Consider the following 24,799-nt stretch of genomic DNA (forward strand, 5'->3'; position numbering starts at 1 on the left):
ACTCCCTTACTACGTCTAACTCTAGTAGCTATTATTATTTACCGACTTCTTTTACTTCATCAGCGTATTCACGAACGATGTCGAAGTTAGCATCATCGGATTTTTTGTATCCCACATGAGTATAGATCTCCTTAATGATTTTTTGACCTTCAGGATCTTCGCCGATTTTAATGAAAGCATCGGCAATTTTTTCTTTCCACTCAGCCGACATGTCTGGGCGAACACTGATCGTGTCATTTGGAATTTTATCCGTTAAGTACATATAAGTAGTCGTGTCGAAAATGTCTGGGTAGTCATTTTTTACGATATTCCGAGCATCAACAAATGTAGCTGCTGCATCGAAGTCATTATTGATGACTCCCAACACTCCTTTGTCATGCCCTTGAAGGGTAACACCTTCCATATCGTTTAGAGCGTCAATTCCTTCTTTTTTCATTTCAACAGCAGCCCATACATAGCCTGCAGAAGAAGTTGGTGCTTGCCAACCGATTTTTTTGCCTTTCAAATCAGCAAGGGTCTTAATCCCCGAATCTTTTTTAACGAGAATTCCTGAGTAATAATATTCAGCAAGCTCATCCGTTTCTTCACCGTTTTCTGGGTTTACTCCGTAACGTAGTGCTTGAAGAAGTACATCTGCATAACCTTTTTCATGCGCCAAAACATAATCTGTCGGCGGCAAAAATCCAAGATCAAGTTTTTTCGATCCCATTGCTTCTACCACGCCATTATAATCCGTTGTTACTTGAACATTTACTTTAATGCCAAGTTCTTTTTCAAGCAGCTGTGCAAGTGGTTTCGCTCTTGCTTCCAATGTTTCAGCGTTTTGCGATGGCACGAAGCCTATTTTTAGTTCAGTTGGAACAAATTCTTTTGTGCTCTCTCCTTTGCCGCAACCCGAGATTATAAGGACAGCTACGCCAAGGGCCAAAAATAGTGATGCAAATTTTTTAAACATATATTTACCTCCAGATGTAGAATTTTGAAGAAACCTCTTATATCATATAACATAATAGAAAATAATACTAAATTTTTTTGTATATACTTATTAAAAAACTTGAAAGGACCATATGATGAAAAAAATGAAACTTGTCATCTTAGAAACAAGCGATATTCATGGGAGTATCTTTCCGATTAACTATGGAACGAACGGAAAGGCTGACGTGGGTTTAGGGAAAATTGCTACTCTTATTAAAAAAGAACGCTCTCATAACGAAAATATCATTTTACTTGATAACGGTGATTTAATTCAAGGGACGCCATTATCCTATCACTATGCACGAATAATGAAGGAACAACAGGATAATCCAATGATTATTCTTGCCAATGAGCTTAAATATGATGCTGCTGTTTTCGGCAACCATGAATTTAATTATGGGAAGGAACTATTGAAAGCAGCCGTTTCTGAATCCCAATTTCCATGGTTGTCGGCGAATATTTTAGATGTGAAAACAGGGAATCCGTATTATGGCAACCCTTATTTTATTAAAGAAATGGAAGCAGGCCTTAAAGTTGGTATCTTGGGCCTTACAACACCGTATATTCCTAATTGGGAACAACCTGAACATATTGAAGGCATGCATTTTGAAGATGCGGTGGAAGCGGCGCAGAAGTGGGTTCGTATTTTAAAAGAAAAGGAAAAAGTAGATGTGGTGATTGTTGCTTATCATGGAGGATTTGAACGAGATTTGGACACAGGAGAACCAACAGAAACACTAACAGGCGAAAATCAGGGTTATCAAATTTGTCAGGAAGTAGAGGGAGTAGATGTCTTATTGACAGGGCATCAGCATCGGCAAATTTTCGGAAAAGAAATAAATGGTGTCATTGTTGTTCAACCTGGGAACAACGGACGTGTACTTGGTAAGGTAACATTGGATCTTAACGATCAGAGCGGGTCGTGGCAAGTTGTGAGCAAGCAGTCTGAGTTGATTTCCGTAGAAGGAATAAAGGAAGATAGGAGCTTATTGAAGAAAGTAGAGAGATACGAAAAAAATACACAAAAATGGCTGGATCAGCCGATAGGCAAGATTAAAGGGGATATGATTGTAAAGGATCCTCTAGAAATCAGATTAGGGGATAATCCTTTAATCGAATTTATTAATCGTGTTCAAATGGAAGCCGCCGGTGTCGATATATCAAATACAGCCCTTTTTGACAATCAATCACCGGGTTTTCCTGAAAACGTCACAATGCGAGATGTTGTCTCAAATTATATTTATCCCAATACGTTAAAAGTAATCCGCATTACCGGACATGACATGAAAGCTGCCCTTGAGCGTTCGGCCGCTTATTTTATGCAGTATGATGGAGAAAAAATTAAAGTGAATCCCGCTTTTACCACTCCTAAACCGCAGCACTATAACTATGATATGTGGGAAGGTATTGATTATTTAATGAATATATCAAGGCCTGAAGGAGAACGGATTGTGAAGCTTGAGTATCAAAGCGCTAAGATTGATCCGGATGCCGAATACAATGTTGTAATGAATAATTACCGTGCAGGCGGTGGTGGAGAATACTTTATGTATAAAGGAAAGCCAGTGATAAAAGATATTCCTATTGATGTGTCTGAGCTCATTGCCAATTATTTCCTTGAGAAGAAAACAGTTACCGCAACTGTCAATCATAATTGGAAAGTCATTCATGATTAAGACCAATCAATCAAAAGCCTCTTTTTGAAAGGGGGCTTTTGATTGTGGATTTATTTGCAGCTAGAACCGTGCCTATTAGACAGGAAAGAGTAGTTAAAGAGCCTGACTTCTCTATCGTCATCTCTATGTAAACGGCTGCAATTCTATCATTAGAGGCAAGTCCTAGAGATACCCTGGTGGATTTTGCCGTGGCTGGCAACAACTGAAGTCGTCTCACAAGATGAAGTCCTGCCCAAAATCCATAAGCTGATGTAGATTCCCACTTTGACTAAATCCAATTAAGACTCATTTAGAATTTTTCCTCCATTTCTTCACTTGTCATTTTTCCCTTTTCCTTTATACTATACGTAAGGAGGTGAAAAGCGTGGAACAAGAAACAATACTAAAGGAAATATTAAATGCACTCAAACTTCATGCCGAACATATGGATCAAAGGTTTGAAAAAATTGATCAAAAGTTTGAACAGATTGATCAAAGATTTGAGCAGATTGATCAAAGGTTTAAGCAGATGGACAAGCGTTTCGATCGGTTGGAAAAAAAGGTTGATGGAGTGCGTTTGGACGTAACGGATACACAGAAAACCACGAATTTTTTACTAAGCAAGGTAGCTCAGCATGAGGAAAAACTTCTTGAATTAACTCTACAGCAACAGTAAATACCCCAAACCTCATATTTCCATTAAACAAAATCTCTTCACCTCGAATTACTGGGGTGAAGAGATTTTCGTGAAATTCAGTGCTAGATTGCCAGCATTATTGTTGCCATTTTTGAATCAATTGATCTGCTTTTGTCTTGAGCGTGTTATAGGCTTTCTCGGAAATCAACTTCTCGTTCCTCTGATGATCGAGCAATTGTAGAAAACTGTTCATATGCTTGATCACCTTGTCGGCCGCGTTTTTCTTTTCGTAGTGATCGACAGTCGTCAAATGGAGTGTGAGGGCATGCGCCGCTTGTTCGTTCTCGAATTCCCCATCTGTTTCTAGTTTCTCGACTAGAGATTTTATCAACGCTGCATCAATTGGCGCTTCTGTGGAAAACTGCCAAATATCAGAAACCGTTCGACCGCCGTACTGATCTTCAGCGATGGCATACCAGTTATACGTCGTCCCTTTTTCAAGACCCTTCCATTCTAACTGAGCGTTATCCCCGCTCGCGGTATTGCTCACCTTTCCAATTTCCTTATGGTTATAAACATTGACCTCTATATAAAGGGAAAGGGCTTTGACCCTACACCCCCTCGTCAAACCTGATCGCAGAAAAATTCATATGGAGATATTCTTGAATCTTTCTATTAAATAGTTCCTACTAATTTTTTTGTCGACTTCTGGGCGTAGACTTTTTTTACGGGACGATGCCACACTATAGATAGTGTACCCGTAAAATATTTTGGGACTTTACTTAAACAATGCAACGAATGACCTTCTCCACTTTCCATTACAATCATCAAAGTCTTAATCGAACCGAATTTTCCTTTAAGTGTAACATCGTAAATCCCTGGTGCAGGAAGTGTGTAATAAGGTTGAACTTTTAATGCATGGCCATTCCAATCACATTCCACTTCATATGGATGGCCTAGGAATGTGCTCAATTCATCCACATCCCCATTTAAAAGCTTTTCCCGAATAAAGGTAGAACTTACTTTCTCTCCATTCAACTCAAATTTTTCTATTTTCGTTACCTCAATCAGCCCACCGGAATCACTTTTTAGGCGATCCATACTTCCCACACCTTTATAGCCATAAGAATAATCAAAACCAGCTACTGCATGAACAACCCCAAGATTAAGCAAATATTGCACAACAAATTGGCCAGGCTGAAGAGAAGCAAACTCTTTGTCAAATTCAACAATATAAAAGGTATCGATACCTAGCTTCTGAAGTGCCTCCTCTTTTTTGGAGAGTGGCATTAAATAGTTTACTTGTTTTTTTCCATTTGAAAGAACAGTTTTTGGATGAGGAAAAAAACTCATAACGGAAAGAGAAAGATTTTTACTTTTGGCTATTTGTGCAGCTGACTTGATTACTTTACAATGCCCTTTGTGAATACCGTCAAAGAAACCTAACGCGACAACATTTAGTTTTGCCTTTTCATGCCAAAAAGGCAAATTCTCCCGGTTTAAATAAATGGTTTCCACACAGTATCACCTTCCCTTTTTGTTAAACTAATGTTTCCTTAGCTAAAGTACAATACTTACCTTCGTAGAAAATCAGAGGTGCTTCATCTTCAAGATGAACATCTGTTACATTCCCAATTATTAACGTATGATCACCTTCCACATGTTCCCCAGCTATCTCACATGATACTTGAGCAATTGCCCCTTTGATTACTGGTTTTCCATCCAGTCGAGCGAACTCTACTTCTAATTCTTTTAATTGGTTTGCAAAATACGCCGAAACATCTTTTTGATTGGACGCTAATACATTAACCGAAAAGAACTTGCTTTGTTTTAACAGATCTAGCATACTTGATTGCTTTCTAACTGAGATGACGATAAGTTTTGGATTCATTGATATAGACATAAATGCATTTGCTGTCATCCCATGAATCTGTCCTTCTACCTCTGTTGCGATTACTGTTACACTTGTTGCAAATTTCCCCATTGCATTTCTAAATTGACGATCATCCATTATACGGTCCTCCTACAGTGATTGATTGTTAAATAGAGGTGTTAGACGAGTTGGACGATGTTCTCAACCTAACACCCTATATTAAATCAATCCGTTTCATTCATGTGATTATTTTCACAAGTATAGCTAAAAAAATTAATCTATTAAATGTCTTAATACAACGAGTCGTTAGTGGTTATTTTCACAAATATAGGTGAATTTCTTTCTATCTTTGATAAAATTCATTTTTCGTTCTTGAGTTGGATCAAATTAATGTGAAGCAACCTTTTGACCTGCAAGACGACCAAATGTAAAAGCACGGCTACAAGCAAGTCCAGGTATATGTTCAGGATAACTGACCCCAAAGAAACCGCCACTATCATTTCCTGCCGCGTATAAACCTTCAATTGGATTTGATTCTTTATCTAATACTTGCATATTTGTATTAATCCGTAAACCATCAAGTGTGCATAGAATTCTCCCTCCTAATACACATCCGTAGAAAGGAGCTTTTGCTACTTTAGATAAACGGTGTTTTTCTTTTCCAAAGTCTTCATCAATCCCCTTTTCAGCTAATTCATTATAACGTCCAACGGTTGCTTTTAAAGAGTCGGCAGGGATTTGTAGTTTTTCAGCCAATTCTTCAATTGTATCTGCTTTTTTAACATATCCCATGTTTACATACTTTTCAATATCTCTTTCTGCGCCCTCATAACCCCGCACTGATACTTTTGATTGCAAGCCTCCTGTTGGGCTAGGATATTGGATTCTTGAACACCCAAGAGTTTGGAAGCGAGCAACATCCTCTTTCCAGTTTGAATCCCAAATTTGACAATACAGATCTCCAGGTTGCAAACCTGCAGCATTAACAATCCAATCATAAGGAACAGATTCGTTCGCAAATCGTTCTCCCCTTAAATTAACTTTTAAGAACGGCTGACTTCCAAACCAGAAAAAGTTTTTAAAGGGCTGCTGAATATAGGTTTCACTTGCTTTTGTACCCGGAGGAACAATTCCACGGTCAAATACCAAAACAGTAGGAACTTCATCTTTATCTGCACCTACCCAAGTAGCTGCTGAGATACCTTCTCCATAGTTAGCTGGAGCATCACAATAAACATTTTCTTTATAGGCAATAGGGTTTATTTCTTTTAACATCTCTACATTATTTGCATATCCACCAGTACAAAGGATAACCCCTTTGGATGCATTGATTTTAATATAGTTTCCATCCTCATCCTTTGCAATAACCCCTGTAATTCGTTCATCAGATTTTGATCTAATAAGTTGTACCATTGGTGTATTATATCTTATATCGACACCCAACTTATAAGCCTTATCTTCAAGGCATGGTGCAAATGAAAAACCATCTGCATCTGTTTGCGCATCATGCTGTGTCGGATATGCTTTATAAAAATCATTTGGGTTGCCAGTATCAGATTCTGCATGAAGATATGCTCCATTTGGTTTTAATATTTCTTCCTCTAACCAATCAATAACTTCACCACTTTTATCCGCCCATAGCTTAATTAATCTTTGGTCTACTCTATGTGAGGCATATCGACAAATTTCTTCTACTAGTTCGTATTTATCTATTTCAATCCCAGCCCTTTTCTGGGCTTTTGTTTTTACACCACCAATATAAGTTCTGATTAAACTAAGGTGGCTCTCTCTTTCAATCAGAGTTGTTTTTGCACCTTTTTCCGCAGCAGCAATTGCGGCAAAAAATCCAGCATTTCCTGCACCTACCACCAGTACTTCTGTATTTAAACTGGAACTAATTTCTGCTTCTTTAATGGGGTCAGGAGCTATAGCCCATACACTCATTTTATTTTCATCTAGGTTCATTCAACTCATTCCCTTCTATTTTTAGTACTACTTTATTGTAATCTACAACAACAATAATCGGAAATTCAAAAAACAGATGAAGTAATCGAAAAAGATGATTAATACAATGAATAAATGATGAGCTTCTAATGTTTTTGAAACCTAACTTGAATTAGGAAAAAGAAATAGCGTATAATTAAGTGAAGAACTTCACAAGCGATTCACCAAACATCTTAGAACGGTTTCATGTTTGCAAAAAGTAATTACCCATACTATTTATCAACCCAACTTTCACACAAAAACTGGCTATCGTTTTCTAACCAGTATACGAAAGTACAAATTCCTATCAATGAAATTAACATATGGATTATAAAGAGGTGAAGCGCCTTGGATATACACAGAATGGAATGTTTTTTAAGTTTAGCTAAATGTTTAAACTTTACAAGAGCTGCCGAAGAACAATATGTGTCTCAATCGACGATGACGATGCATATCAATAAGTTGGAAGAAGAATTAGGGGTAAAACTTTTTATACGTGATAAAAGATCCGTTCGATTAACCGAAGCTGGAAAAAGTTTAGAAACAGATTTCATTAAACTTTTAGACAACTATAAAGAAGCTATATGGAGAGCTCAACACATTTCCTCACAAGTAAATAGTAACCTGAGGGTTGGCTATCACGGACCTGTAAATTGGGCTTATATTCCCAATATTTTTAGGGATTTTAAAAAACAGTATCCTTATATTCATTTAGAAGTAAATATTAACGGTTGGGGAACTCTTGTTTCACAAATTTTAAATAACTCCCTTGATGTAATATTTATTGAAAAGTCAGAAGTAGAACATATTCCACAACTTGAAATCCAGCAACTATTTCGCGATCTTGTTTGTGTAGCAGTACCAGATAATAGCAAACTATCATTAAAAAACAACGTGAACCCTGAGCAGCTATATAATGAAAATCTGATCATGACTAATAATGAATCTGCTCCAATTTGTTTAAAGAAAATCAGTGAGCGGCTTTCAATCGCAGGTTTTGATACAAAAAAAATCCATTATGTATCCAGTTATGAAAATGCGTTAGCGTTAGTAGCTTCTGGACTTGGAATTAGCTTTTTTCCTCGCTCTTTTAAACAAGCTGACAACCCTAATATTGTTTTCGTTGACCTTAATTCTGAGAATGTTTATCTAGATATGTGTTTAGTATGGCTAAAAAACAATGACAATTCATCTATTAAGCTTTTAAGTAAAATGCTTGAAAATTATAAATGGAAATAAAACATCCTATTTGCTTTTCTCAGCAAATAGGAGTTGAGAATCATTTATTTTACTCAAAAATTGCTCTACTTCTTTGGAAGATTTTAAAATAATAACCTCTCTCCCCTTTGAAAGTAAGTCCAATTTTTTCAATATCTTAGGTTTCTTAGTTTTGGGATATTCCCATACCCATTTTAGAAATTCAATCGAAATCCTTTCTTCACATCCTTCTCCCATATCAGGTCGAGTCGTATTTCTGTATTGAATCCACCGTTTTATTACTCGGTAAGCACAAATTATTCGAGGAATATCAAGAAAAATGATTGTATCCGCTTTATTCAAGCGAATGTCCATGGTCCCCCCGTAATTTCCATCAATAATCCATTTTTCTTTTTCTACTAATTCATTTTGAACTAATCTCTGTTCTTGTTTAGAAACGCCAACCCACCCAGGTTTCCAAAATAAAGCATCCAAATGATATACCTCAATCTGCAATAATTCTCCTAATCTCCTTGCAAAGGTAGACTTCCCTGAACCTCCTGATCCAATAATAGCAATCTTTTGCATTTGCTATCTCCCTCCCCGACTATGTATGTAATTTATATCCCCCAAATAAACTGGAAGTTCCTTACCTGTCAAATAATCAATGATATACTTCCGCATGGTTTGCGGGTACAGTCTATAATCCAATAATTCTGACAGCTTTAACCATTCAACCCTGATTTGTCTTCGTCCGAATTTCTTATTCCCATTTTACTTATCCCCTTATTGTACGAAAATTCCCTATTTTATCATTATACTATGAGGCTTGTGAGAAAGTACAGCACGTCAATAGGCCTCATTTTTTCTGTTCCCACTTTCCTTTCTATCATTCTCCGGATTGGCTAATTCTAAAACCCCAATAGCTCTGCCTACAAAATTTATATATTTTGTGGCACCGATTTTTTAGCCTGAAAAGTAATTGACTGGAAGCCCATTTTCATGTATATTAATAATTGTTCTGATATATTTTTTGATTCTGTAGCTCAGCTGGGAGAGCGCTACCTTGACAGTTAAGGAAATCAACCAGTTAGCTTGAATCGTTGATAATACTGGGTTTTCACGTAAAATAGTATAGTTGTCGTAATGACAAATAAAACGAACACTTCAAACCACTTTCTTATTTGATAAACATATTAAAAAGGAGTGGTTTTTTTATGTTGTTCAAATTTGCACTTCAAGAATTTAAGGATGAAAAAGAGTTCCAAAATTTATCTGACAGAACAATTGAAGCGTATATGATTACGCTCAAAGAATTTCACGAATATTGTATTGAAAGGGATATTGTAGATGTCGATGAAATAACCACAAATTTTGTTAAAAAATATTTGCTGTATTGCAAAAAAGAAAGGGAAAACAGTCCTAACACTGTAAATACTAAGTTAAAGAATTTGAGAGTATTCTTTAATTTTATGGTTGATTGCGAATATATCAAGACAAGCCCCTGCAAAAAAATTGAAGCATTAAAAACAGACGTCAAAATTGAAGTGTTTAACGATAATCATATTAGGCAAATGTTAAGCTATTACAGACGTCTAAAAAATCGAGATAAAACATTCTATGCTTTTAGAGATCATACCATAATCATTACACTGTTGGGAACGGGCATTCGTTTAGGCGAACTTTGCAATCTCAAATGGTCAAGTATTGATTTTGATAACTACGCTATTGCCGTTTTCGGTAAAGGTAGAGAGCAACAAACAATTCCTGTTACAGAAAAATTAATCAAAGAATTAGTCGAATACAAGATATTTTGTGAACGAAACTTCAATCAAATCAGCGACTTTGTTTTTGTTAATGCCTACAATAAAAAATTAACCGAAAATGCTGTACAAAATATTTTCAAACGTCTATCAAAAGTGATGAATTTTAAAGATGTTCGTCTATCGGCTCATACATTCCGTCATACATTTGCCCACAGATTTTTAATGAATGGTGGAGATGTATTCACTTTACAAAGGATGTTAAGACATAAAAAACTCTCTATGACAGAAAAGTATTTAGCCATCTGGGGAACAGCATTGAGAGATCAAAACAATAAATTTAATCCACTTAACAATATGGATTTATAGTATCAAATTTCAAGGTTGGGCTTATTGTCCAACCTTTTTTATTTTTTATCTTTATCTTCTGGAACTTCTGGTACTAAATCGCCTGGTGGCTCAAATTCAGGTAGCTCAGGTAGAGATGTTTCAGATGTGGTAACATATATTTCCAACAATCCATTCCTGACAATATCAACATTTGTCACCTTATAATTGCGACCAAACATTTCAAATACATAGTTAACTTTAAAATCACGTCTGTTTTTTGCGTTGTCTTGAATCCATACATTCATTGTTTTGTAGGCAAAGGAAATGGAATACTGTCCCACTACAGCAATGTCTTTATACTTGACAATTGCAGGAACATCCCTATTAGGAAAATAGATCGTCTCATAGATAGGTCTACCAAAATCATCTGTACCAACTTTTACTTTTTCTTCAATTGGTGGCATAATGATTGTATAATTGCAATATTCCATTGTGGACTTAAATTTTCCACCTCGACCCGAAACAACATCCTCCATTACAAGATAAGTGGCATCTGCGTAATGTACCATATCACCCTGATTAAATTTAGAAAGAGAATGAATATGCCGCCTTTCATGCATTCCCAAATGAGCATTTGAAATAACTACATCCAAATAATATCCTTGACCCCCTGTATTATTAAATAAGACAGGTTTAGAAATGGAATTAAAAGTATCAGCAATAAGTGTTTTATCGAATAGCTTCATCTATATTCACCGCCTTATCTAAACAAAAAGAAAATGTCAGATTGTGCTTTATCTGTGCGCATTCCCCTGATCTTTCTTGTCAATTGGTCAATTCTTTTCGTTAAATTGTCGTGAAATTCGCTCACTGTCATGTCATCTAATTTGATATTCTTCATTAATTCAGGGTTATTTGCGACTGATTCAAGAATTGATAGAGCTGTTTGACAGATAGCTTTTTTAGAACTATGAGAATCAGCTTGATATGCTTCATGTGGATTCAATCCATTCTCTTGAAGGTAAACTATTAGTTCCTGCTGAGATAATTCAATACCTTTTGTCTCCATCTCAACATGTTGCAAGTTATTCATTATTTTTATCCTTCCCTTCCTCTGAGAGTTGTTTTAAATACTTTTTGATCTGTTGTGGCAACGGAACACCAATATGTCCTAAGTTTTCTATGATTGATAAGGATTCTAAGCCAATGTAGAAAAGGACAGCCATTGAGCGGAATAGGAACTCTGCACCAGTTAGCAAATCTAATAAGTTTGCGATAATTATAACTAACATAATCCCTGCTTTGCGGATAAATCCCCTATAGCCAACTTTAGAATCCATTTTCTTTGTGACAATTCCTTTAAATATACCTGTTATAATGTCAATTGCCATGAAGACAGCTAGGACTGTCAATGAGATGTGCCACGTTCCAATTAGAAAGGAAATGGAGGATAGGAGGAATGAGCAGATTAAAATTATTTTTTCTATGATGAACACCTCCATATGATGAAATTGGCAATAAAAAAGCCACACTCCTAAGAATGTGACTTGTCTGCTACCTCGAGGAATTTCCTCATGTTTTCTACAAGCGCTGGCATATTAAACAGTTCGTTCATTGATCCGATAGTTTTAAATCTATCTTCGATGTAATCATAACCTTCATCAAATGCCCCGTTTGTTTTGTTAAGCTCATTAAAAATTTTGTTAAGAGCAATAGCACTTTCTGCATTTATTTTGTGATTGTTCATTCTATCCTCAGATTTTCTTAGTTTTTTTAGTTTTTGATACTTATTAAAACTTGCTTCGAACTCTGCTGCAATCTTATTTACTTTTGATACAACTTCTTTCAACTCATCAACATCTTTTTGGTGCGCAAAAGCTGGCTCTTTGCTCTTCTCCCACTTCTTGGAAAAATCTCTTAGCTCACGTCTCACTTCTGCTACTTTCAATTGTGCTTCTCGTTCTTCGTTTTTAATGTCCATCACACTTACCTCCCCCATATCTACCTATTTCGACATGTAGGAGGAAATTCCTTTTAATTTTGAATGGTAGTTAAAATACCATCTTCAAAATAGAGATAGTTATTTCCGTCATAAACCCATTGTTCGCTAGTACCATATTTATTTGTGGTTCTATTTTTCTTTTTGGGTACGCCCCAACCTTCATTTATTACTTCTTCTTCAGTCATTCCTATTCTCACAGTTCTAGGTTTATTAGCGGATTCTATTTCTTCTTTTATTTTTTCTTCTTCTGCAAACTTATCTTTAGCTTCATTCATTTGCTCTTCAGTAGCATCAGTATAATAGGTATATTTACTTGTTGCTAGTTCGTTCAGTTCATTAACTTTCTTTTTTAACTCGTCTGGTATGAAAGAAACATTTTCTATTGAATCTTTAATATTTCCGTATTGGTTTTGGAGTATTGAAGCGACCACTAATTCGCTATCAACATCTTGTATTTTCATATCAATCTTGTCTGCTGTATCAAATGCTACAGCTAAGAAATAATAATCTTTTAACAAATCATCATCATTTAATTCTTTTGTTTCTTCTATTACTTTGTCATATTTTTCTTCTTTTAGTAATTGTATGTACTTTTGATCTTCTTCGGTAAGTTCTCTTTGTTCAGACACTTCTTCAATCTTACTTTTTGCATCTTGTTTAGTATTTGTCTCTATAGAATTATTAGAACAGGCAACCATCAGGGGTAGCAATAACAACAATAAAAATAATTTGTTGGAATTTAACAATTACTTTTCTCCTCCCTTAAAATTTAATTAGGCATATTTTACCATAATTAATAAGGGGGATGGGTAAAAAGATAGCGCCAACTGAAAATATTTTTCTGTTCGTGAAAAAAGTGGTAAGGTAGCGGCTTCACTTTCATTTTAGGGGTAATCATGCATATTGTTGTATATTTATTCTATATTTTACTGATATTTGTCAATGATCGTAACATAATAGTCATTATACTACCAATATAGTGGACTCGATATAAATTGAAAACCCTATAATATCAACGTTTTTAGGATATGTATATTTATCCATATAATTTCCATAATTTTCAGTACAAAATTGAGATAAAATTTTGCTTTTATTGTATATTACAGCAACCCTTGTTGTCACTGGATTTTCGTCTTAACAGCGAAGGGAGATTATCACTGGCTTTTTCTGTCTCTTTTTTTTTTTGATGGCTCACCGCATTATTTATAACAGCGAAAATTTTTTCGTATAATCATTTTCCCATATTTTTCTATTCCAATGCTATTCCCCACAAAATCAACCTTCCTAACTTACACTCTAATTTCGCTTTAATCAACTAAAGTGTCTATTGTACTTCTTCTCCGCTTTCAGCACTCACATTCACGCCTTCACTATTTAACCTTTCCATCTCTTGAATAGCATCCGTTGTATAAGGACTTCTTTCTAACATTGTCTCCATGCTCACAGCGTTCATCTCTCTAAGCGTCTTTAAGTTGTTGATCGTCTCGGTCTCGTTGCTCGGTTGGTTGTATGTGAACACAAAGTCCAATGAATAGAACTCATCATCTGTCATCTTTACATCACGATACTCTAATAGCTTCCTAATCTTCTCGTATCGTTCAATTAATCCACGCTTTAAATAGCTTTCATTCAATCCTGCTTTAACATTTGCTAAAGAAAATAGCAACTTGATACTTACTTCACTAAGATTACTAATGTCTGTCTTATTCATACTTACAGCAGGTGTCATAGATATATCCAACAAACTCTGATTCAAAGTATCGTACAACTTCTCGAATGACTTAATATCTGTCTTGTTGGCCTGAAAGCTAAATGATGCACCATCATCTAAATTAATTCCACCACCTACAATATCGGCAGGAAGTGAACCCTTTAATTGCTGTCCTATGGTTACCGGAATCCCTGTGATTGCTTTGTAAGTTGCATCCATAGTTTTGCTAAGTAAATCTTCCATGTTGTCTAGAATGCCTTTCCAGTCCTCTAGCTCACTTCTTCCCTCAATGCTACCATATTCATCTTGGGTTGAATAAACAATTGGTAGTCCACTTAGATTGGCATATTGAGCAACTAATTTTATTTCTCCGCCTTCGTTGCTATATTCCTGTACCATATTTTCAGTATAAATTGTATAATAGGAAATTGCATCATAAACAAAATGTTCTACCACAGCCATAATTTCATTATTTTTATTATAAACTGCGGTAAATTCTGATGGGTCTAGAATCTTTGATTTAATTTTCCCTTTATCCAAATAGACATATTCAGCACATTGACCGAATTTGAGCATTTTGTCTAAAATCTCCTTGTTGACAAAGGAATATCTACCCATCTTATTTACAGTAGCAAATGTATCTACAACTTTTTCTTTTCCAGTTAACTGAATCTCATTTTTCAATAAATATTCCACTTGGAATTGAAGCAACGTCTTTGCGGTTTGCAATACAATCCTCCTGGACTCAACTGTCTCTCCATTATATATATAATTTGGTCGTTTTAATATTTTATGGTTGCCTTCAAGATAATCTTTGTTGTCCAATATCTTTTGGATTCTCTGTTGATTGGACACTGTCCCAATTTCCTCAAAAAACCAATGAGGATCATTATCATGCTTAATTTTTATGTATTGTTCTAAGTCCATTTTCTAATTCCTTTCCTAATCCCCCTGTGTTTAATTTGACTAGGGGCAAATTTGACACTACAACAAGGGAAACGAAATTTAGTTCTCCATATACAAAGAAGTTCAATCTACATCTACATACCACTTGTTGGCTTTCATTCCCTGTACAGCCAAAGCAGAACTAATAACGCTGTCATCATGGTGTAGATCACTATTTCCTCGCCTGTTTCCCATTCGTCCATTTGTCTCAACAAACATTTGCATTTGTTGGAGAGTTGTTTTACATTCGATATTTATAAGTCCTTTTTCAAACTGCTCCTTAAAATCACTAATCATGATTGCTTTCGTCTTTTCGCTTGTTGTGAATCCTAACTGCAATTTCTTTCTACCACGTTCATCAAAGGTTTTCATTTTGAACAAATTCATGTATTCATAATCCTTTCGCAACCGCTCAATCACAGGCAATCCATAACTGTTTCTTTCAACCGTCAAAAAGGCATAATTATAATATCTTCCTAGATCATTTAATATTTCGGCAAATAAATAGACAGCAACTTTATTATGATAAAAACTCATAACTTGCTGTCCGTCACTATCAAATATAGTTAAAGCTGAATAGTCATTTCCGCTTCCTGAACTCGTATCAGCTCCACCATAATATTTCATTCCTCTTTGCGGTAAATGGAATATATCTAATCCTTTTCCAACATACTTAATCAAATGGTCTGGTAGCTCTCCTGTAAGCTCATCTTTGGTTAATGGTTCAATCAAATGAGACATACGTTGTAACACTCTCTGCTGGTCAAACACGCTCCTACCTGTGCTTATAAATGATTCTAAAGGTGTAGAAGGATATTCCTGCATAAATTGTTGTTCATTCTCCATATCCATGATCTTCCATGATCGCCACATCAATTGCTTCAAATTTGCCCCTGCATCATATAGAATCTTTTCTGCATCATCTAAATCCTCTTTGTTTAACCTAACTCCTTTGTGAGTAGCTTTATACCATTCTTCCGCCTCATTATAATCATGGGCAAACTGTTTTTTATACAATTTATGATAGAAAGGAATAAAGTAGGGAACATACTTAGATTTTCCCTTCATGGCTTGCATATATAAGCGATAGAAATGGTTAGAAGTTCCGTTAGATGTGGTTTCAATTGTTAATTGAGAGGATTCACCTTTTGCAAGTGATTGCTCAACCGATAGCAATTGTGATTCTTGATTTTGATAGAAAGCGAACTCCGACAAATGAATGTATGTAAATGTAGAACCACGCCCAATGGACTTTGAACCTGCTGTCACAGAACTAATCCTTGAACCGTTTGAAAAGAACAATTCTGAGCGGTTATCTCTGCGAACAGTAGGGAAAATCCCCTTAAATTTATCTCTAGGTATGTAATCATTCATCTGCTTCAATTTCTCGAATAATGCTTTAGCAGAATCACCTTTATAGCTTACAATAAGGATATTTTCATTTGGTTTCGTCAATGCTCTCCACAATGCTTTACCTAGAACAAATGTAGATATTCCTGACTGACGTGCTTTACCAATGATGATAAAACGATTCTTATTCATTAGTTTATCAATTTCAATCTGGGCTTCATTTAATTCAAATTTAATGACCTGATTTTCGTTGTCGGTTATGTAAAGGAAGTTCTTGGAGAATAATTCAAAATCTGATAATACTTTTTTTATCTTTTCTTCTGCTGTCATCTTCTTTTTAGCCATTTAGATCACAACTCCAAGTCATTAAACGCTGATTCTTGTTCATCTGACTTATTATTCTGTTTCGATCTGTTGGCTTTGTTAACCTCACTAATCCTTTTCTGCAAGTCCAAAAGTAGTTTGATTGCTTTTTCATCACCCTGGCGCGCTTTTTCTGATGTCACTTTATAAACTTCTTCAAGATCATTTGCAAATTTGGTTTCTAATACTAAATTTACTAACTCACGATATTGTGCTGATTGTTCCCACTTAATGTATTCATTCAGCGTCTTAACGCCTAAAATCCTGCATAACTCTTGCTCACTATGCTTTTCTTTCCGTTTGTCGTATTCGAGATCGTGTCTCCATCTAAAATATGTCTGCTTTTTGTAACTTAACTTTTTTAATTCTTCGTAAATGTCCATTTTATCTTCTCCTTTTGATTGTTATTGAACGCAAAAAAGGGAGGGTCAAATGTGACACCTCCCAATCTTAATGTACTAGCTTGAACCTTCCGATATGAGCGACTGGATTTCCGGGATTAGGTCGTTTAGTTTGAGAATACGCTTAGTTGTCCGTTCAGTTTCTCCGATAGTTTCCGCAATGTCTGCTGTGGTTTTGGTGTTGGACATTTTGTCCTTTACCTGATTGCCATAAAAATTACCTCGTTGAACGCCCCAATACTCCTTTAAAAACTACGCTCAGTTTCTCCGATAGTTTCTGCAACATCACCTAGACCATTCTGTCCTAGTTTGAGAGTGACTACGTATCTCACTCTCTAGAATAATGAAGCTACATTTTCTGGCTCATCTTGCGATTTATGTACTTCATGCATACTTTCAGTATCTTGACATTCAAACATCTCTATCCCTTTTCGCCATTCCACTTGAAATTTAGAAGTGTTAGCTTTCTTCAAAATGTTAATTCGCTTTTCTGCTGCAAGGATAAGCTTATTTTCTAGTTCGCTCGGTTGTCTGTGCTCAATATCTTTTTTAACTTCCATATAAAAAGCATAATCCTCAGCAATGGGGAATACGTTATTCCCATTTGAATCCTTAAAGGTGGAAAAAATGGTAGTGACATCTTGCAAATCTTTCTCATGGAACTGAGAATGAAACTTTCCATTAGGATTATTAACTCCTGACTCCTCCCTTTTGGTCATAAAGGATTTTTCTTCTCCTTTGTAGGGAGTAATACGGTAGGAATTAATTCTTTGTTTCTTTTCGTCCTCTATGTAGTCACCAATATTTTTATAGATGACTTTCTTTTTGACTGCATCTTTTATTTTTTCTTTTGCTGTGGACTCTGATACACCTAGCAATTTAGCCCATCTACTATATGAGCAATTAAATGAACCATCACCACTATTAAACCATCTAGCCGTAGCAACATAAATATAATAATCAGTCATGGATTGAAAATTATTAAACTTGCTAAAAGGAATTTCTGTGTGTCCTTTGATGTCCGATTCAGCAAATTGGATGATTAGTAGATCACTTGGCTTAAAGTCATTGATTATCTCGCCATCAGGATTCATAACTCTAATCAATCCTCTATTAATTAAATCTAATAGAGTTCGTTTGATTGTTTCATTGGCTCTCGTTGGGTTAGAACCAAAATTAATTGGAGACGTTAAATTTAAAAATGACATACTTGTTTCTGTAAGTTCCTCATAATTCATCTTTCTTTTTAAAAGAGAATACAAATATAATTCCTTTTCATTTAGATGAAATTCATTATCCTCTGTAATTAATCTGTCGCTAATCATTATGTATGGTGGTTTTTTTTTGATTCTCATGTATCATTCTCCTGTTCTTATAGAAAGTTTCATAACCACTTACTTATGTGTTTATCTTTATATAGTGTTTATCTGTAAACTGTCCGAAATCTGTACTAAAAATGATACACTTTTCGGACAACCTTTATTCTTTGATTAATGATTTATTTTTGGAATTAAATTCATCTAATGCCTGCTGTAATTTTTCGCCTTTGGCATACAAAGTAAAAATATTATCATCTTTAATACTTTTAGCTTTTAGTATGTACGGAATACCTTTGTCCTTTAAAAATAAAGAAAGGGACTTCGTATAACAAAAAAATAAGTGACTGCTATTTAAGTTTTCAATTTCCTTCATGCCGATTCTCCTTTAATGAAATCATAATTTTATTTTTGTTAATAAAAGCGTAACTAAACGCTCTGTCAATTGTTTTCTGGTTCAATTCATGCCAATCTATTGTTCTAGTTTCAAAACGCTCTATAACGTCAAATACGCCTTGTGGTAGCTCGATATTAAATCCTAGATGTTTACCTATCCATTTGAGATCAAGCCCGTACAAAAAGGAGTTAGGATTGTTTCCAGTGGTATATATAGAAAGCTCGCCAGAATTTCTCATAATGATTCCACTGTCCAATTCATGGTTTAACATAAAATCATACATTTGATCTCTAATATGCGATTCAAGCACCTCAGCCAATTCCATCATTTCTAATTGCTCAAGATATGATAGAAAGATAGGTCTAAATTCTTCGTCATAATATGCCTTAAATCCCACGTCAATACATAGTAGAATCATTTTTCCTTCAAGAGTAGAAGGTAGAGGAAGATTATATAAGCTCCACAATTGAATGAGTGTACTCATGGCAAATTTGTCTGTGTAACGGTTTCTATTTACACTCTCAATGGCGTTAATGTTTGCTGATAGGGGATTAATATAGCTTGTAAAGTCAAGCATTGTGACATGGTTATCGAAACATAATCCTTGTTTTAAAGCACAATCCACACCAATTGATTGACGTTGATCTGATTGATTCAGTTGAGATATTTTATTGAACGAATAAAAATAGTTTATTTTTAAACCAAATAGATGACTCAAAAGGGAACAACTAATCAACGAATCCAAATCGTTTGTTAAAGTTAAATTTCTGTTTATGCTCTTTAATTCGTGTACCCAAGATGGGTATTTTTCTAATAAATCTTTTTTCATTGCGAATGAACATACTTGTCATTCCTTTTTCAAATGTTTGTTACTTCCTTTTATTCCTTTTTCTCACATGGTTTCTATAAACCAAGAAACAGGCAAATGCCTAGTTTGATAGAGAAAAAGGATTAACCTGTATTGTTCATTTTTTCAACTCCTTCTCTTATGTGATTTCCTTTAGTGTATTAAAGTATCCCCACGCCAAAAGACGTGAGGATATAATTTATTCTTTGTCTTTGCCTACGGAAAGAACCGCTACAGCTTTTGGACTACCAACTTTTAGTGTAGCTTCCGCAATCACTTGACCTTTAATGCTATCGCCAGATTTTGCAAGTGGTTCAAAAATTGGTTCACGCAAATAAGCTAAATCAACGTATGAATCATTAAAGAATACAATCTTATCAGCAGGAACATGCTTAGAAAGCACAAATTTAACTGCTCCATAGTTAGTATTGATCTCATCAACTAGCAATCCAAAAGAAGTAGTAGCATGAGTATAGCCATATTTATCTTTGTAGATAGCGTCAACTTGCTCTTTCAAATCAGCATTAAGGAAAGCATATACTTGACCTTCTGCTAAATCATTGTTCCAAAGTTTGCGCATAGCTTGTTTAATGTTATCTTCTGTAATATTGCCTGTTACAGCAACAGCGTTTCCTTTGTCTGCAAACTCAATCAAGCCACTCATTTGACGTTTGAATGGAGTAGCGGAACCATCCTTTTTGATTCCATTGATGAGTTTCTTTTCCATATTGATTTTCAATTCCAGTAGGCGATCGTTGACTTCCTCTGCAAATTGAGCAGATTTCATTGCGACTGCTGTTCCAGAAATACTTGCACCCTTTTTGAAGATTTCAAGAATGTTAGACAATTCGGCTCTAGCAGATTCATAGAACACAATGTCATCTGAACCTTCAACCGCTGAAATGTCATCTGCGTTGTCTAAAGTTTTTTCTCTCCATGTATATACTGTAGATAGTGCTTTTTCAATATTTCCTTTTGCCATTAGTAAAGAAGTGAAAGGTGTAGCTTGCACCCCGACCAATGCGATTTCTTGACTTAATGAAATTTTTTCTGCGTTTGTAAAATTAGTAGATTCGAACATATATTTTTAATCTCCATTTCTATTAGTTTATTCTTTTGGTAGATAAAATATCCACCTTATTTAAAAATTCTTGAAAGTTTTGAACCAATCATAGATTTAGTGTCTTTGTTTTTGGTATGTAGATCATAGTCATCTTGCTTTGCGTTTTCTTTCGGTACGTAACCAACGGACAATTTAATGTCATTAACAATTTTAGTTAATTGTTTGACCACGTGATCTAGTTGCGCATCATCCTCTACGTGAATAATCTCCGCAAATGCTTCAAGCCCATTTTTTTTGAGTGTCCATTCAACATCACGTTGAAAAAAATCTTTCTTCATTTGTTCAAGTTCTCGCATTCTTTCAGCGATTTCCTCTTGATGTGTTTTCTCATCGATTTCCTCGATTGTTTCAGTTTTTTCTTCAACTGATTCTTTGACTTCCTCCACTGTTTCTTCCTTTTGGCTTTCTTGATTTACTGCTTGTTCTTTTTCCATTTTGATTCTCCTTTTTAATTAAATTTAACCTGTACCAATTGACGAGAGAGGACAGGTTTATCAAAATAAAAACCACTAAATTCAAAAATAAAATCTGAATCAGCGGCTATATAATCGTAAAAATATTGTCCAGTTTCGTTATCGACTATTCCATCTGTGATTTTTTCGATGACTGCCTGATTGGTATCATAAATAGTCAATTTAACATTTTCTGGATTGATGGGATTTCCATCAAAATCTTTGAATTCAACACAAAGTCGAACTGTATCTTTTGCGTACATTAAATCACGCTCATTTCTGTTGCGTTTTCTTTTTTATTTGTATTAGATTGATTTTCCATAAGATACACGAAACAGTACACTGGCTTTTTGGGTGCTACAGAAATGGATGTATCTATTGACGTCCAAAATTGATCTATAGTAGTTTTTACTAACTGAGTTGCCCGGATTTTTTTGTTCACGCCTGAATGATTTACATTTAAACTGATTTCATTGATGTAAAAATCAATCTCATGCGTTTCTACGTTAGTTGTTTCTACTCTCTCTCCTAATGCTTCAACGCCACAAACAATATCGTCTATAAAATCTAGGATAACCTCCAACTTGCGCCCAGAACGCTCTAAGACACTCTGAAAAGGTTTTGCAAATGATGTAATAGTTACCGTTTCTTGTGCCATGTTAGTTTACCTTCGGAATTTGTAAGTTAAAGTTGACTGTTAGTTCATCTTCTGCGCTTTCGAATGTAAAACTGTTAGAGAGAGATTCACTAGCGATTGGTTTTCCGCCTGTATCAACATCAAACAATGCAACTTTAGCAACTGTCTTCCCTGTAAATTCATCACCACTAGCCACGACTGTAAGCGTTATTGTCTGCGTAGTAGGGTCACCTGAGATTGTTGCGCCTGGCTCCGTCTCATAGATGGGTCTACCCATTCCATCTGTTCCAACCTTCACTCTTTTTTCCATAAAACGTTTTACTGTTTCTCCATCTTCATCTTGTAGTTCCACAAATTTCCAACTGTCAATGACATACTGCCGAATCGACTGATACCCATATTCGTTGATGTTAGCCATGTGCTGACCACCTTTACTTAAATAGTTATATAAAAACTGAATTAATAAACAAAAAAATAAAGGGGGACGATTCTAAATCCCCCTAGAAGAAAACAAATAATGGTAAAAATATATAAAAGACGGAATGTCCGCCTTTGTAGACGATTATCTCAAAGTACAAAATTGCTTCACTAAACCCTTTTAAAATAAGGGTTAACTAAGTGTTTTTTAGAAAACTCACTTTTTTAAAAAAACTACCCCAATCCCTTGGGAGAGTAGAGATGCGACGTTTTTTCTAACTGTCCACGTTTTGTACCGCCTTTAAAGACGATTATCTCAAATTTTAAAAAATGGCTGAATCCCTTGGGGGAGTAAGGGTGTGGCGTTTTTGTTAAAATGAACTTTTTAGAAAAAATGGCTGAATCCCTTGGGAGAGTAAGGATGCGACGTTTTTTCTAAATGCTAACATTTACTACTCTCTATCATATTAAGCAAATTACAGTTTTCCTTATGAACCCAGTGACATCAATGGTTACAGGGTTTTTCTATTTCGCTACCTTCTTGATTTTTTCTCATTTCTATATCCCTATCATATTAAACAAATTACAGTTTTTCTCACAAAACCATATATATCAAGGGTTCCAGCGTTTGTTGAAATCGAACAATCTGTTGTTTTTTAACTTTTGGTCATCTCAAACACATGGAGAAAATATTAGACCACTAAACCGCTACTGAGAATATCTTGTTTGAGTACTTGAATCATCACAAAAATATAGAAAAAACTAAAACCACTTTACTTTTCCCTGCGACCACTATATAATTAATATTGTCAATTGAATAAGAAAGTGGTTTACATACGTTGAACCCTTATATTTTTTGATTCTGTAGCTCAGCTGGGAGAGCGCTACCTTGACAGGGTAGAGGTCGCTGGTTCGAGACCAGTCAGAATCATCATAAGGAAGATCCTTGATGCTAACAATTTTTTAGCTGTCAAGGATCTTTTATTGCTAAGGAATGTCTCTTTTTTTATGGTTAAAAGTATCTATATTTTTTTTGAAGGAAAGGTGTTTATAATTTGAAACGTTTCGAAAAAAGTTCAAGAGTGAAATTAGCTTTATTGCTTGGTTCACTGGCAGCCTTAGGGCCACTCACCATCGATATGTATTTACCTTCATTTCCAACCATCGTAAATGACTTTCACACAAATGCTTCGCTTGTGCAGTTTAGCTTAACTGCTTGTTTACTAGGACTAGGATTAGGTCAGGTTATTGTTGGTCCAATGAGTGATGTACAAGGAAGAAGAAAACCATTATTACTCTTTCTATTTTTGTATTTTGTTGCTTCCATTTTCTGCGCATTTGCACCAACTATTTCGGTATTTATTTTGGCACGCTTTACCCAAGGTTTTGCGGCTGCAGGCGGTATTGTGATTTCACGTGCGATCGTCCGCGATCTGTATCATGGTCGGGAATTAACAAAATTTTTCGCTTTGCTAATGCTGATTAATAATTTAGCACCCATTCTGGCTCCAGTCGCTGGCAGCAGTATTTTAATGTTCACAAATTGGACTGGAGTATTTCTTGTCCTTGGATTGGTCGGGATTCTCCTTGTTACGTTTGTTTTATTAAAATTAAATGAGACTTTACCTGAGGAAAATAGGGTCCCGAGTAATGTGGGGCAAACCTTTAAAAATTTTCTCTCTCTTATAATGGATCGCAAGTTTTTAGGCTTTGCGCTTACACAAGGATTTATTACGGCTGGCATTTTCGCCTATGTTTCTGGAACACCTTTTGTGTATCAAAATATTTATGGAGCCTCCCCACAATTATTCAGTGTCTTATTTGCGATGAATGGCATTGGCATTATGATCGGGACACAGGTAGTGGGACGTTTTGCTGATAAGATATCGGAAACACGCTTTTTAAAAATTGGTTTATCGATGGCGTTGCTTGCAAGTAGCGCATTACTTTTAGCTGTATTTTTTAAGGGACCCCTTGTCACAATTGTGATTCCGATTTTCTTTTTCGTTTCATCCATTGGGATTATTTCAACGTCCTCCTTCTCACTGGCTATGGAGACACAGGGACATATTGCCGGCAGTGCAGCGGCTTTACTAGGATTACTTCCATTTGTTCTCGGTTCCGTTTCCGCTCCCCTTGTTGGAATTGCAGGAGAATATTCAGCTCGACCCATGGGCATCGTTATTTTTTCCGCCGCTTTTCTTGCCTCCCTTTCCTTTTATGGATTAGCAAGCAAAGCTCCAGCCCGTGTTAAGAACAAATACGCATCCTAGATCAACAAAAGACGACATTGAGGTCGTCTTTTGTTTTAGGTGCGCCCGGCATGGGCTATAACTTGGTGGTGAAAGTCCACTACAGGCTTGGCAGTAGGAACTGTTAGCCAAAGGCAAGGGTGTCCATCGTGAGGTGTGAATCTGAAGGAAGC

The 24,799-nt window shown here is 35.6% G+C and carries 27 protein-coding genes and 1 tRNA gene; 6 read left to right on the forward strand and 22 right to left on the reverse strand.

The genetic code is table 11. The annotated features are described in order from the left end of the window. Positions 1–34: 34 nt before the first annotated feature. On the reverse strand, positions 35–955 hold the full coding sequence (locus MUB24_RS12735) for a phosphate/phosphite/phosphonate ABC transporter substrate-binding protein (protein WP_244704611.1): 921 nt from the start codon (positions 953–955) through the stop codon (positions 35–37). Between the two features lie 115 nt (positions 956–1,070). Between MUB24_RS12735 and MUB24_RS12740 the strand changes: the two genes are divergently transcribed. Continuing rightward, positions 1,071–2,651 carry a bifunctional metallophosphatase/5'-nucleotidase gene (locus MUB24_RS12740; RefSeq protein WP_483869169.1) on the forward strand — a complete coding sequence of 527 codons (1,581 nt, stop codon included), beginning with the start codon at positions 1,071–1,073 and terminating at the stop codon, positions 2,649–2,651. Positions 2,652–3,015: 364 nt separating this feature from the next. Further along, complete coding sequence (locus MUB24_RS12745; RefSeq protein WP_244704615.1) at positions 3,016–3,306, forward strand: hypothetical protein; 291 nt, start codon at positions 3,016–3,018, stop codon at positions 3,304–3,306. A 97-nt stretch (positions 3,307–3,403) separates the two neighbouring features. Here MUB24_RS12745 and MUB24_RS12750 read toward each other — a convergent pair whose 3' ends face one another. The 4 genes from MUB24_RS12750 to MUB24_RS12765 all read right to left on the reverse strand — a co-directional run bounded on the left by MUB24_RS12750 (position 3,404) and on the right by MUB24_RS12765 (position 7,105). Beyond that, complete coding sequence (locus MUB24_RS12750; protein WP_244704617.1) at positions 3,404–3,817, reverse strand: FIMAH domain-containing protein; 414 nt, start codon at positions 3,815–3,817, stop codon at positions 3,404–3,406. A gap of 125 nt (positions 3,818–3,942) precedes the next feature. Next, positions 3,943–4,785 (reverse strand): FAD synthetase family protein, encoded by an 843-nt coding sequence (locus tag MUB24_RS12755; RefSeq protein ID WP_244704619.1) that lies wholly within the window; start codon positions 4,783–4,785, stop codon positions 3,943–3,945. A gap of 22 nt (positions 4,786–4,807) precedes the next feature. Next, positions 4,808–5,278, reverse strand: a complete 471-nt coding sequence (locus MUB24_RS12760; protein WP_244704621.1) for a flavin reductase family protein — start codon at positions 5,276–5,278, stop codon at positions 4,808–4,810. Positions 5,279–5,527: 249 nt separating this feature from the next. Continuing rightward, positions 5,528–7,105 carry an FAD-dependent oxidoreductase gene (locus tag MUB24_RS12765; protein ID WP_244704623.1) on the reverse strand — a complete coding sequence of 526 codons (1,578 nt, stop codon included), beginning with the start codon at positions 7,103–7,105 and terminating at the stop codon, positions 5,528–5,530. Between the two features lie 366 nt (positions 7,106–7,471). Between MUB24_RS12765 and MUB24_RS12770 the strand changes: the two genes are divergently transcribed. Beyond that, complete coding sequence (locus MUB24_RS12770) at positions 7,472–8,362, forward strand: LysR family transcriptional regulator (RefSeq protein WP_244704624.1); 891 nt, start codon at positions 7,472–7,474, stop codon at positions 8,360–8,362. Between the two features lie 6 nt (positions 8,363–8,368). On the opposite strand, the gene MUB24_RS12775 is transcribed toward MUB24_RS12770, so the two are convergent. Then, on the reverse strand, positions 8,369–8,908 hold the full coding sequence (locus tag MUB24_RS12775; protein ID WP_244704626.1) for a DNA topology modulation protein: 540 nt from the start codon (positions 8,906–8,908) through the stop codon (positions 8,369–8,371). A gap of 629 nt (positions 8,909–9,537) precedes the next feature. On the opposite strand from MUB24_RS12775, the gene MUB24_RS12780 reads away from it, so the two are divergent. Continuing rightward, on the forward strand, positions 9,538–10,452 hold the full coding sequence (locus MUB24_RS12780; RefSeq protein WP_244704628.1) for a tyrosine-type recombinase/integrase: 915 nt from the start codon (positions 9,538–9,540) through the stop codon (positions 10,450–10,452). Between the two features lie 38 nt (positions 10,453–10,490). On the opposite strand, the gene MUB24_RS12785 is transcribed toward MUB24_RS12780, so the two are convergent. The 16 genes from MUB24_RS12785 to MUB24_RS12860 all read right to left on the reverse strand — a co-directional run bounded on the left by MUB24_RS12785 (position 10,491) and on the right by MUB24_RS12860 (position 22,375). Continuing rightward, on the reverse strand, positions 10,491–11,159 hold the full coding sequence (locus MUB24_RS12785) for a hypothetical protein (protein ID WP_244704630.1): 669 nt from the start codon (positions 11,157–11,159) through the stop codon (positions 10,491–10,493). 14 nt (positions 11,160–11,173) lie between these two features. Continuing rightward, the gene (locus tag MUB24_RS12790; RefSeq protein WP_244704633.1) at positions 11,174–11,506 is read right to left on the reverse strand and encodes a hypothetical protein; all 333 of its coding nucleotides are present in this window, start codon (positions 11,504–11,506) and stop codon (positions 11,174–11,176) included. Next, entirely contained in the window at positions 11,499–11,915 is a 417-nt protein-coding gene (locus MUB24_RS12795) for a phage holin family protein (RefSeq protein ID WP_280516976.1), read from the reverse strand. The genes MUB24_RS12790 and MUB24_RS12795 overlap by 8 nt, the downstream gene beginning before the upstream one ends. 32 nt (positions 11,916–11,947) lie before the next feature. Continuing rightward, positions 11,948–12,394 (reverse strand): hypothetical protein, encoded by a 447-nt coding sequence (locus MUB24_RS12800; RefSeq protein WP_244704637.1) that lies wholly within the window; start codon positions 12,392–12,394, stop codon positions 11,948–11,950. Between the two features lie 53 nt (positions 12,395–12,447). After that, positions 12,448–13,161: a DUF2845 domain-containing protein gene (locus MUB24_RS12805; RefSeq protein ID WP_244704639.1), complete on the reverse strand. Its 714-nt coding sequence runs from the start codon at positions 13,159–13,161 to the stop codon at positions 12,448–12,450. Positions 13,162–13,739: 578 nt separating this feature from the next. Further along, entirely contained in the window at positions 13,740–15,053 is a 1,314-nt protein-coding gene (locus tag MUB24_RS12810) for a phage portal protein (RefSeq protein WP_244704641.1), read from the reverse strand. Positions 15,054–15,155: 102 nt separating this feature from the next. Then, the gene (locus tag MUB24_RS12815; RefSeq protein WP_244704643.1) at positions 15,156–16,766 is read right to left on the reverse strand and encodes a terminase large subunit domain-containing protein; all 1,611 of its coding nucleotides are present in this window, start codon (positions 16,764–16,766) and stop codon (positions 15,156–15,158) included. Between the two features lie 5 nt (positions 16,767–16,771). Next, the gene (locus MUB24_RS12820; protein ID WP_244704645.1) at positions 16,772–17,167 is read right to left on the reverse strand and encodes a phBC6A51 family helix-turn-helix protein; all 396 of its coding nucleotides are present in this window, start codon (positions 17,165–17,167) and stop codon (positions 16,772–16,774) included. 353 nt (positions 17,168–17,520) lie between these two features. Further along, complete coding sequence (locus tag MUB24_RS12825) at positions 17,521–18,540, reverse strand: hypothetical protein (protein ID WP_244704647.1); 1,020 nt, start codon at positions 18,538–18,540, stop codon at positions 17,521–17,523. Positions 18,541–18,664: 124 nt separating this feature from the next. Continuing rightward, positions 18,665–18,877 carry a hypothetical protein gene (locus tag MUB24_RS12830; RefSeq protein WP_244704650.1) on the reverse strand — a complete coding sequence of 71 codons (213 nt, stop codon included), beginning with the start codon at positions 18,875–18,877 and terminating at the stop codon, positions 18,665–18,667. Next, positions 18,864–19,727 carry a hypothetical protein gene (locus tag MUB24_RS12835; protein WP_244704652.1) on the reverse strand — a complete coding sequence of 288 codons (864 nt, stop codon included), beginning with the start codon at positions 19,725–19,727 and terminating at the stop codon, positions 18,864–18,866. Before MUB24_RS12835 ends, MUB24_RS12830 begins: the two co-directional genes overlap by 14 nt. Before the next feature lie 217 nt (positions 19,728–19,944). Next, positions 19,945–20,826, reverse strand: a complete 882-nt coding sequence (locus tag MUB24_RS12840; protein ID WP_244704653.1) for an SU10 major capsid protein — start codon at positions 20,824–20,826, stop codon at positions 19,945–19,947. A 56-nt stretch (positions 20,827–20,882) separates the two neighbouring features. Beyond that, on the reverse strand, positions 20,883–21,302 hold the full coding sequence (locus tag MUB24_RS12845) for a hypothetical protein (RefSeq protein WP_244704656.1): 420 nt from the start codon (positions 21,300–21,302) through the stop codon (positions 20,883–20,885). Positions 21,303–21,316: 14 nt separating this feature from the next. Further along, positions 21,317–21,583 (reverse strand): hypothetical protein, encoded by a 267-nt coding sequence (locus tag MUB24_RS12850; RefSeq protein WP_244704658.1) that lies wholly within the window; start codon positions 21,581–21,583, stop codon positions 21,317–21,319. After that, positions 21,583–21,978, reverse strand: a complete 396-nt coding sequence (locus MUB24_RS12855; RefSeq protein ID WP_244704660.1) for a hypothetical protein — start codon at positions 21,976–21,978, stop codon at positions 21,583–21,585. The genes MUB24_RS12850 and MUB24_RS12855 overlap by 1 nt, the downstream gene beginning before the upstream one ends. A 1-nt stretch (position 21,979) precedes the next feature. Then, a complete protein-coding gene (locus MUB24_RS12860; protein WP_244704662.1) occupies positions 21,980–22,375 on the reverse strand; it encodes a hypothetical protein in 396 nt (131 codons plus the stop codon). Positions 22,376–23,232: 857 nt separating this feature from the next. Between MUB24_RS12860 and MUB24_RS12865 the strand changes: the two genes are divergently transcribed. Both MUB24_RS12865 and MUB24_RS12870 read left to right on the forward strand, forming a co-directional pair. Beyond that, positions 23,233–23,305, forward strand: a tRNA-Val gene (locus MUB24_RS12865). A 124-nt stretch (positions 23,306–23,429) separates the two neighbouring features. Beyond that, the gene (locus MUB24_RS12870; RefSeq protein WP_244704664.1) at positions 23,430–24,647 is read left to right on the forward strand and encodes a multidrug effflux MFS transporter; all 1,218 of its coding nucleotides are present in this window, start codon (positions 23,430–23,432) and stop codon (positions 24,645–24,647) included. Positions 24,648–24,799: the final 152 nt, after the last annotated feature.

Source organism: Lederbergia sp. NSJ-179, assembly GCF_022867885.1.
GTDB lineage: Bacteria > Bacillota > Bacilli > Bacillales > Bacillaceae_C > Lederbergia.

Bases quoted from the DNA above. Each gene is read 5' to 3' on its own strand.
- MUB24_RS12785 (WP_244704630.1), bottom strand. From the start codon at position 11,159: ATGAAGCTATTCGATAAAACACTTATTGCTGATACTTTTAATTCCATT.
- MUB24_RS12795 (WP_280516976.1), bottom strand. From the start codon at position 11,915: ATGGAGGTGTTCATCATAGAAAAAATAATTTTAATCTGCTCATTCCTC.
- MUB24_RS12790 (WP_244704633.1), bottom strand. From the start codon at position 11,506: ATGAATAACTTGCAACATGTTGAGATGGAGACAAAAGGTATTGAATTA.
- MUB24_RS12735 (WP_244704611.1), bottom strand. From the start codon at position 955: ATGTTTAAAAAATTTGCATCACTATTTTTGGCCCTTGGCGTAGCTGTC.
- MUB24_RS12850 (WP_244704658.1), bottom strand. From the start codon at position 21,583: ATGTACGCAAAAGATACAGTTCGACTTTGTGTTGAATTCAAAGATTTT.
- MUB24_RS12840 (WP_244704653.1), bottom strand. From the start codon at position 20,826: ATGTTCGAATCTACTAATTTTACAAACGCAGAAAAAATTTCATTAAGT.
- MUB24_RS12845 (WP_244704656.1), bottom strand. From the start codon at position 21,302: ATGGAAAAAGAACAAGCAGTAAATCAAGAAAGCCAAAAGGAAGAAACA.
- MUB24_RS12815 (WP_244704643.1), bottom strand. From the start codon at position 16,766: ATGGCTAAAAAGAAGATGACAGCAGAAGAAAAGATAAAAAAAGTATTA.
- MUB24_RS12775 (WP_244704626.1), bottom strand. From the start codon at position 8,908: ATGCAAAAGATTGCTATTATTGGATCAGGAGGTTCAGGGAAGTCTACC.
- MUB24_RS12855 (WP_244704660.1), bottom strand. From the start codon at position 21,978: ATGGCACAAGAAACGGTAACTATTACATCATTTGCAAAACCTTTTCAG.
- MUB24_RS12835 (WP_244704652.1), bottom strand. From the start codon at position 19,727: ATGAAAAAAGATTTATTAGAAAAATACCCATCTTGGGTACACGAATTA.
- MUB24_RS12825 (WP_244704647.1), bottom strand. From the start codon at position 18,540: ATGAGAATCAAAAAAAAACCACCATACATAATGATTAGCGACAGATTA.
- MUB24_RS12765 (WP_244704623.1), bottom strand. From the start codon at position 7,105: ATGAACCTAGATGAAAATAAAATGAGTGTATGGGCTATAGCTCCTGAC.
- MUB24_RS12760 (WP_244704621.1), bottom strand. From the start codon at position 5,278: ATGGATGATCGTCAATTTAGAAATGCAATGGGGAAATTTGCAACAAGT.
- MUB24_RS12830 (WP_244704650.1), bottom strand. From the start codon at position 18,877: ATGAAGGAAATTGAAAACTTAAATAGCAGTCACTTATTTTTTTGTTAT.
- MUB24_RS12810 (WP_244704641.1), bottom strand. From the start codon at position 15,053: ATGGACTTAGAACAATACATAAAAATTAAGCATGATAATGATCCTCAT.
- MUB24_RS12780 (WP_244704628.1), top strand. From the start codon at position 9,538: ATGTTGTTCAAATTTGCACTTCAAGAATTTAAGGATGAAAAAGAGTTC.
- MUB24_RS12740 (WP_483869169.1), top strand. From the start codon at position 1,071: ATGAAAAAAATGAAACTTGTCATCTTAGAAACAAGCGATATTCATGGG.
- MUB24_RS12800 (WP_244704637.1), bottom strand. From the start codon at position 12,394: ATGGACATTAAAAACGAAGAACGAGAAGCACAATTGAAAGTAGCAGAA.
- MUB24_RS12860 (WP_244704662.1), bottom strand. From the start codon at position 22,375: ATGGCTAACATCAACGAATATGGGTATCAGTCGATTCGGCAGTATGTC.
- MUB24_RS12820 (WP_244704645.1), bottom strand. From the start codon at position 17,167: ATGGACATTTACGAAGAATTAAAAAAGTTAAGTTACAAAAAGCAGACA.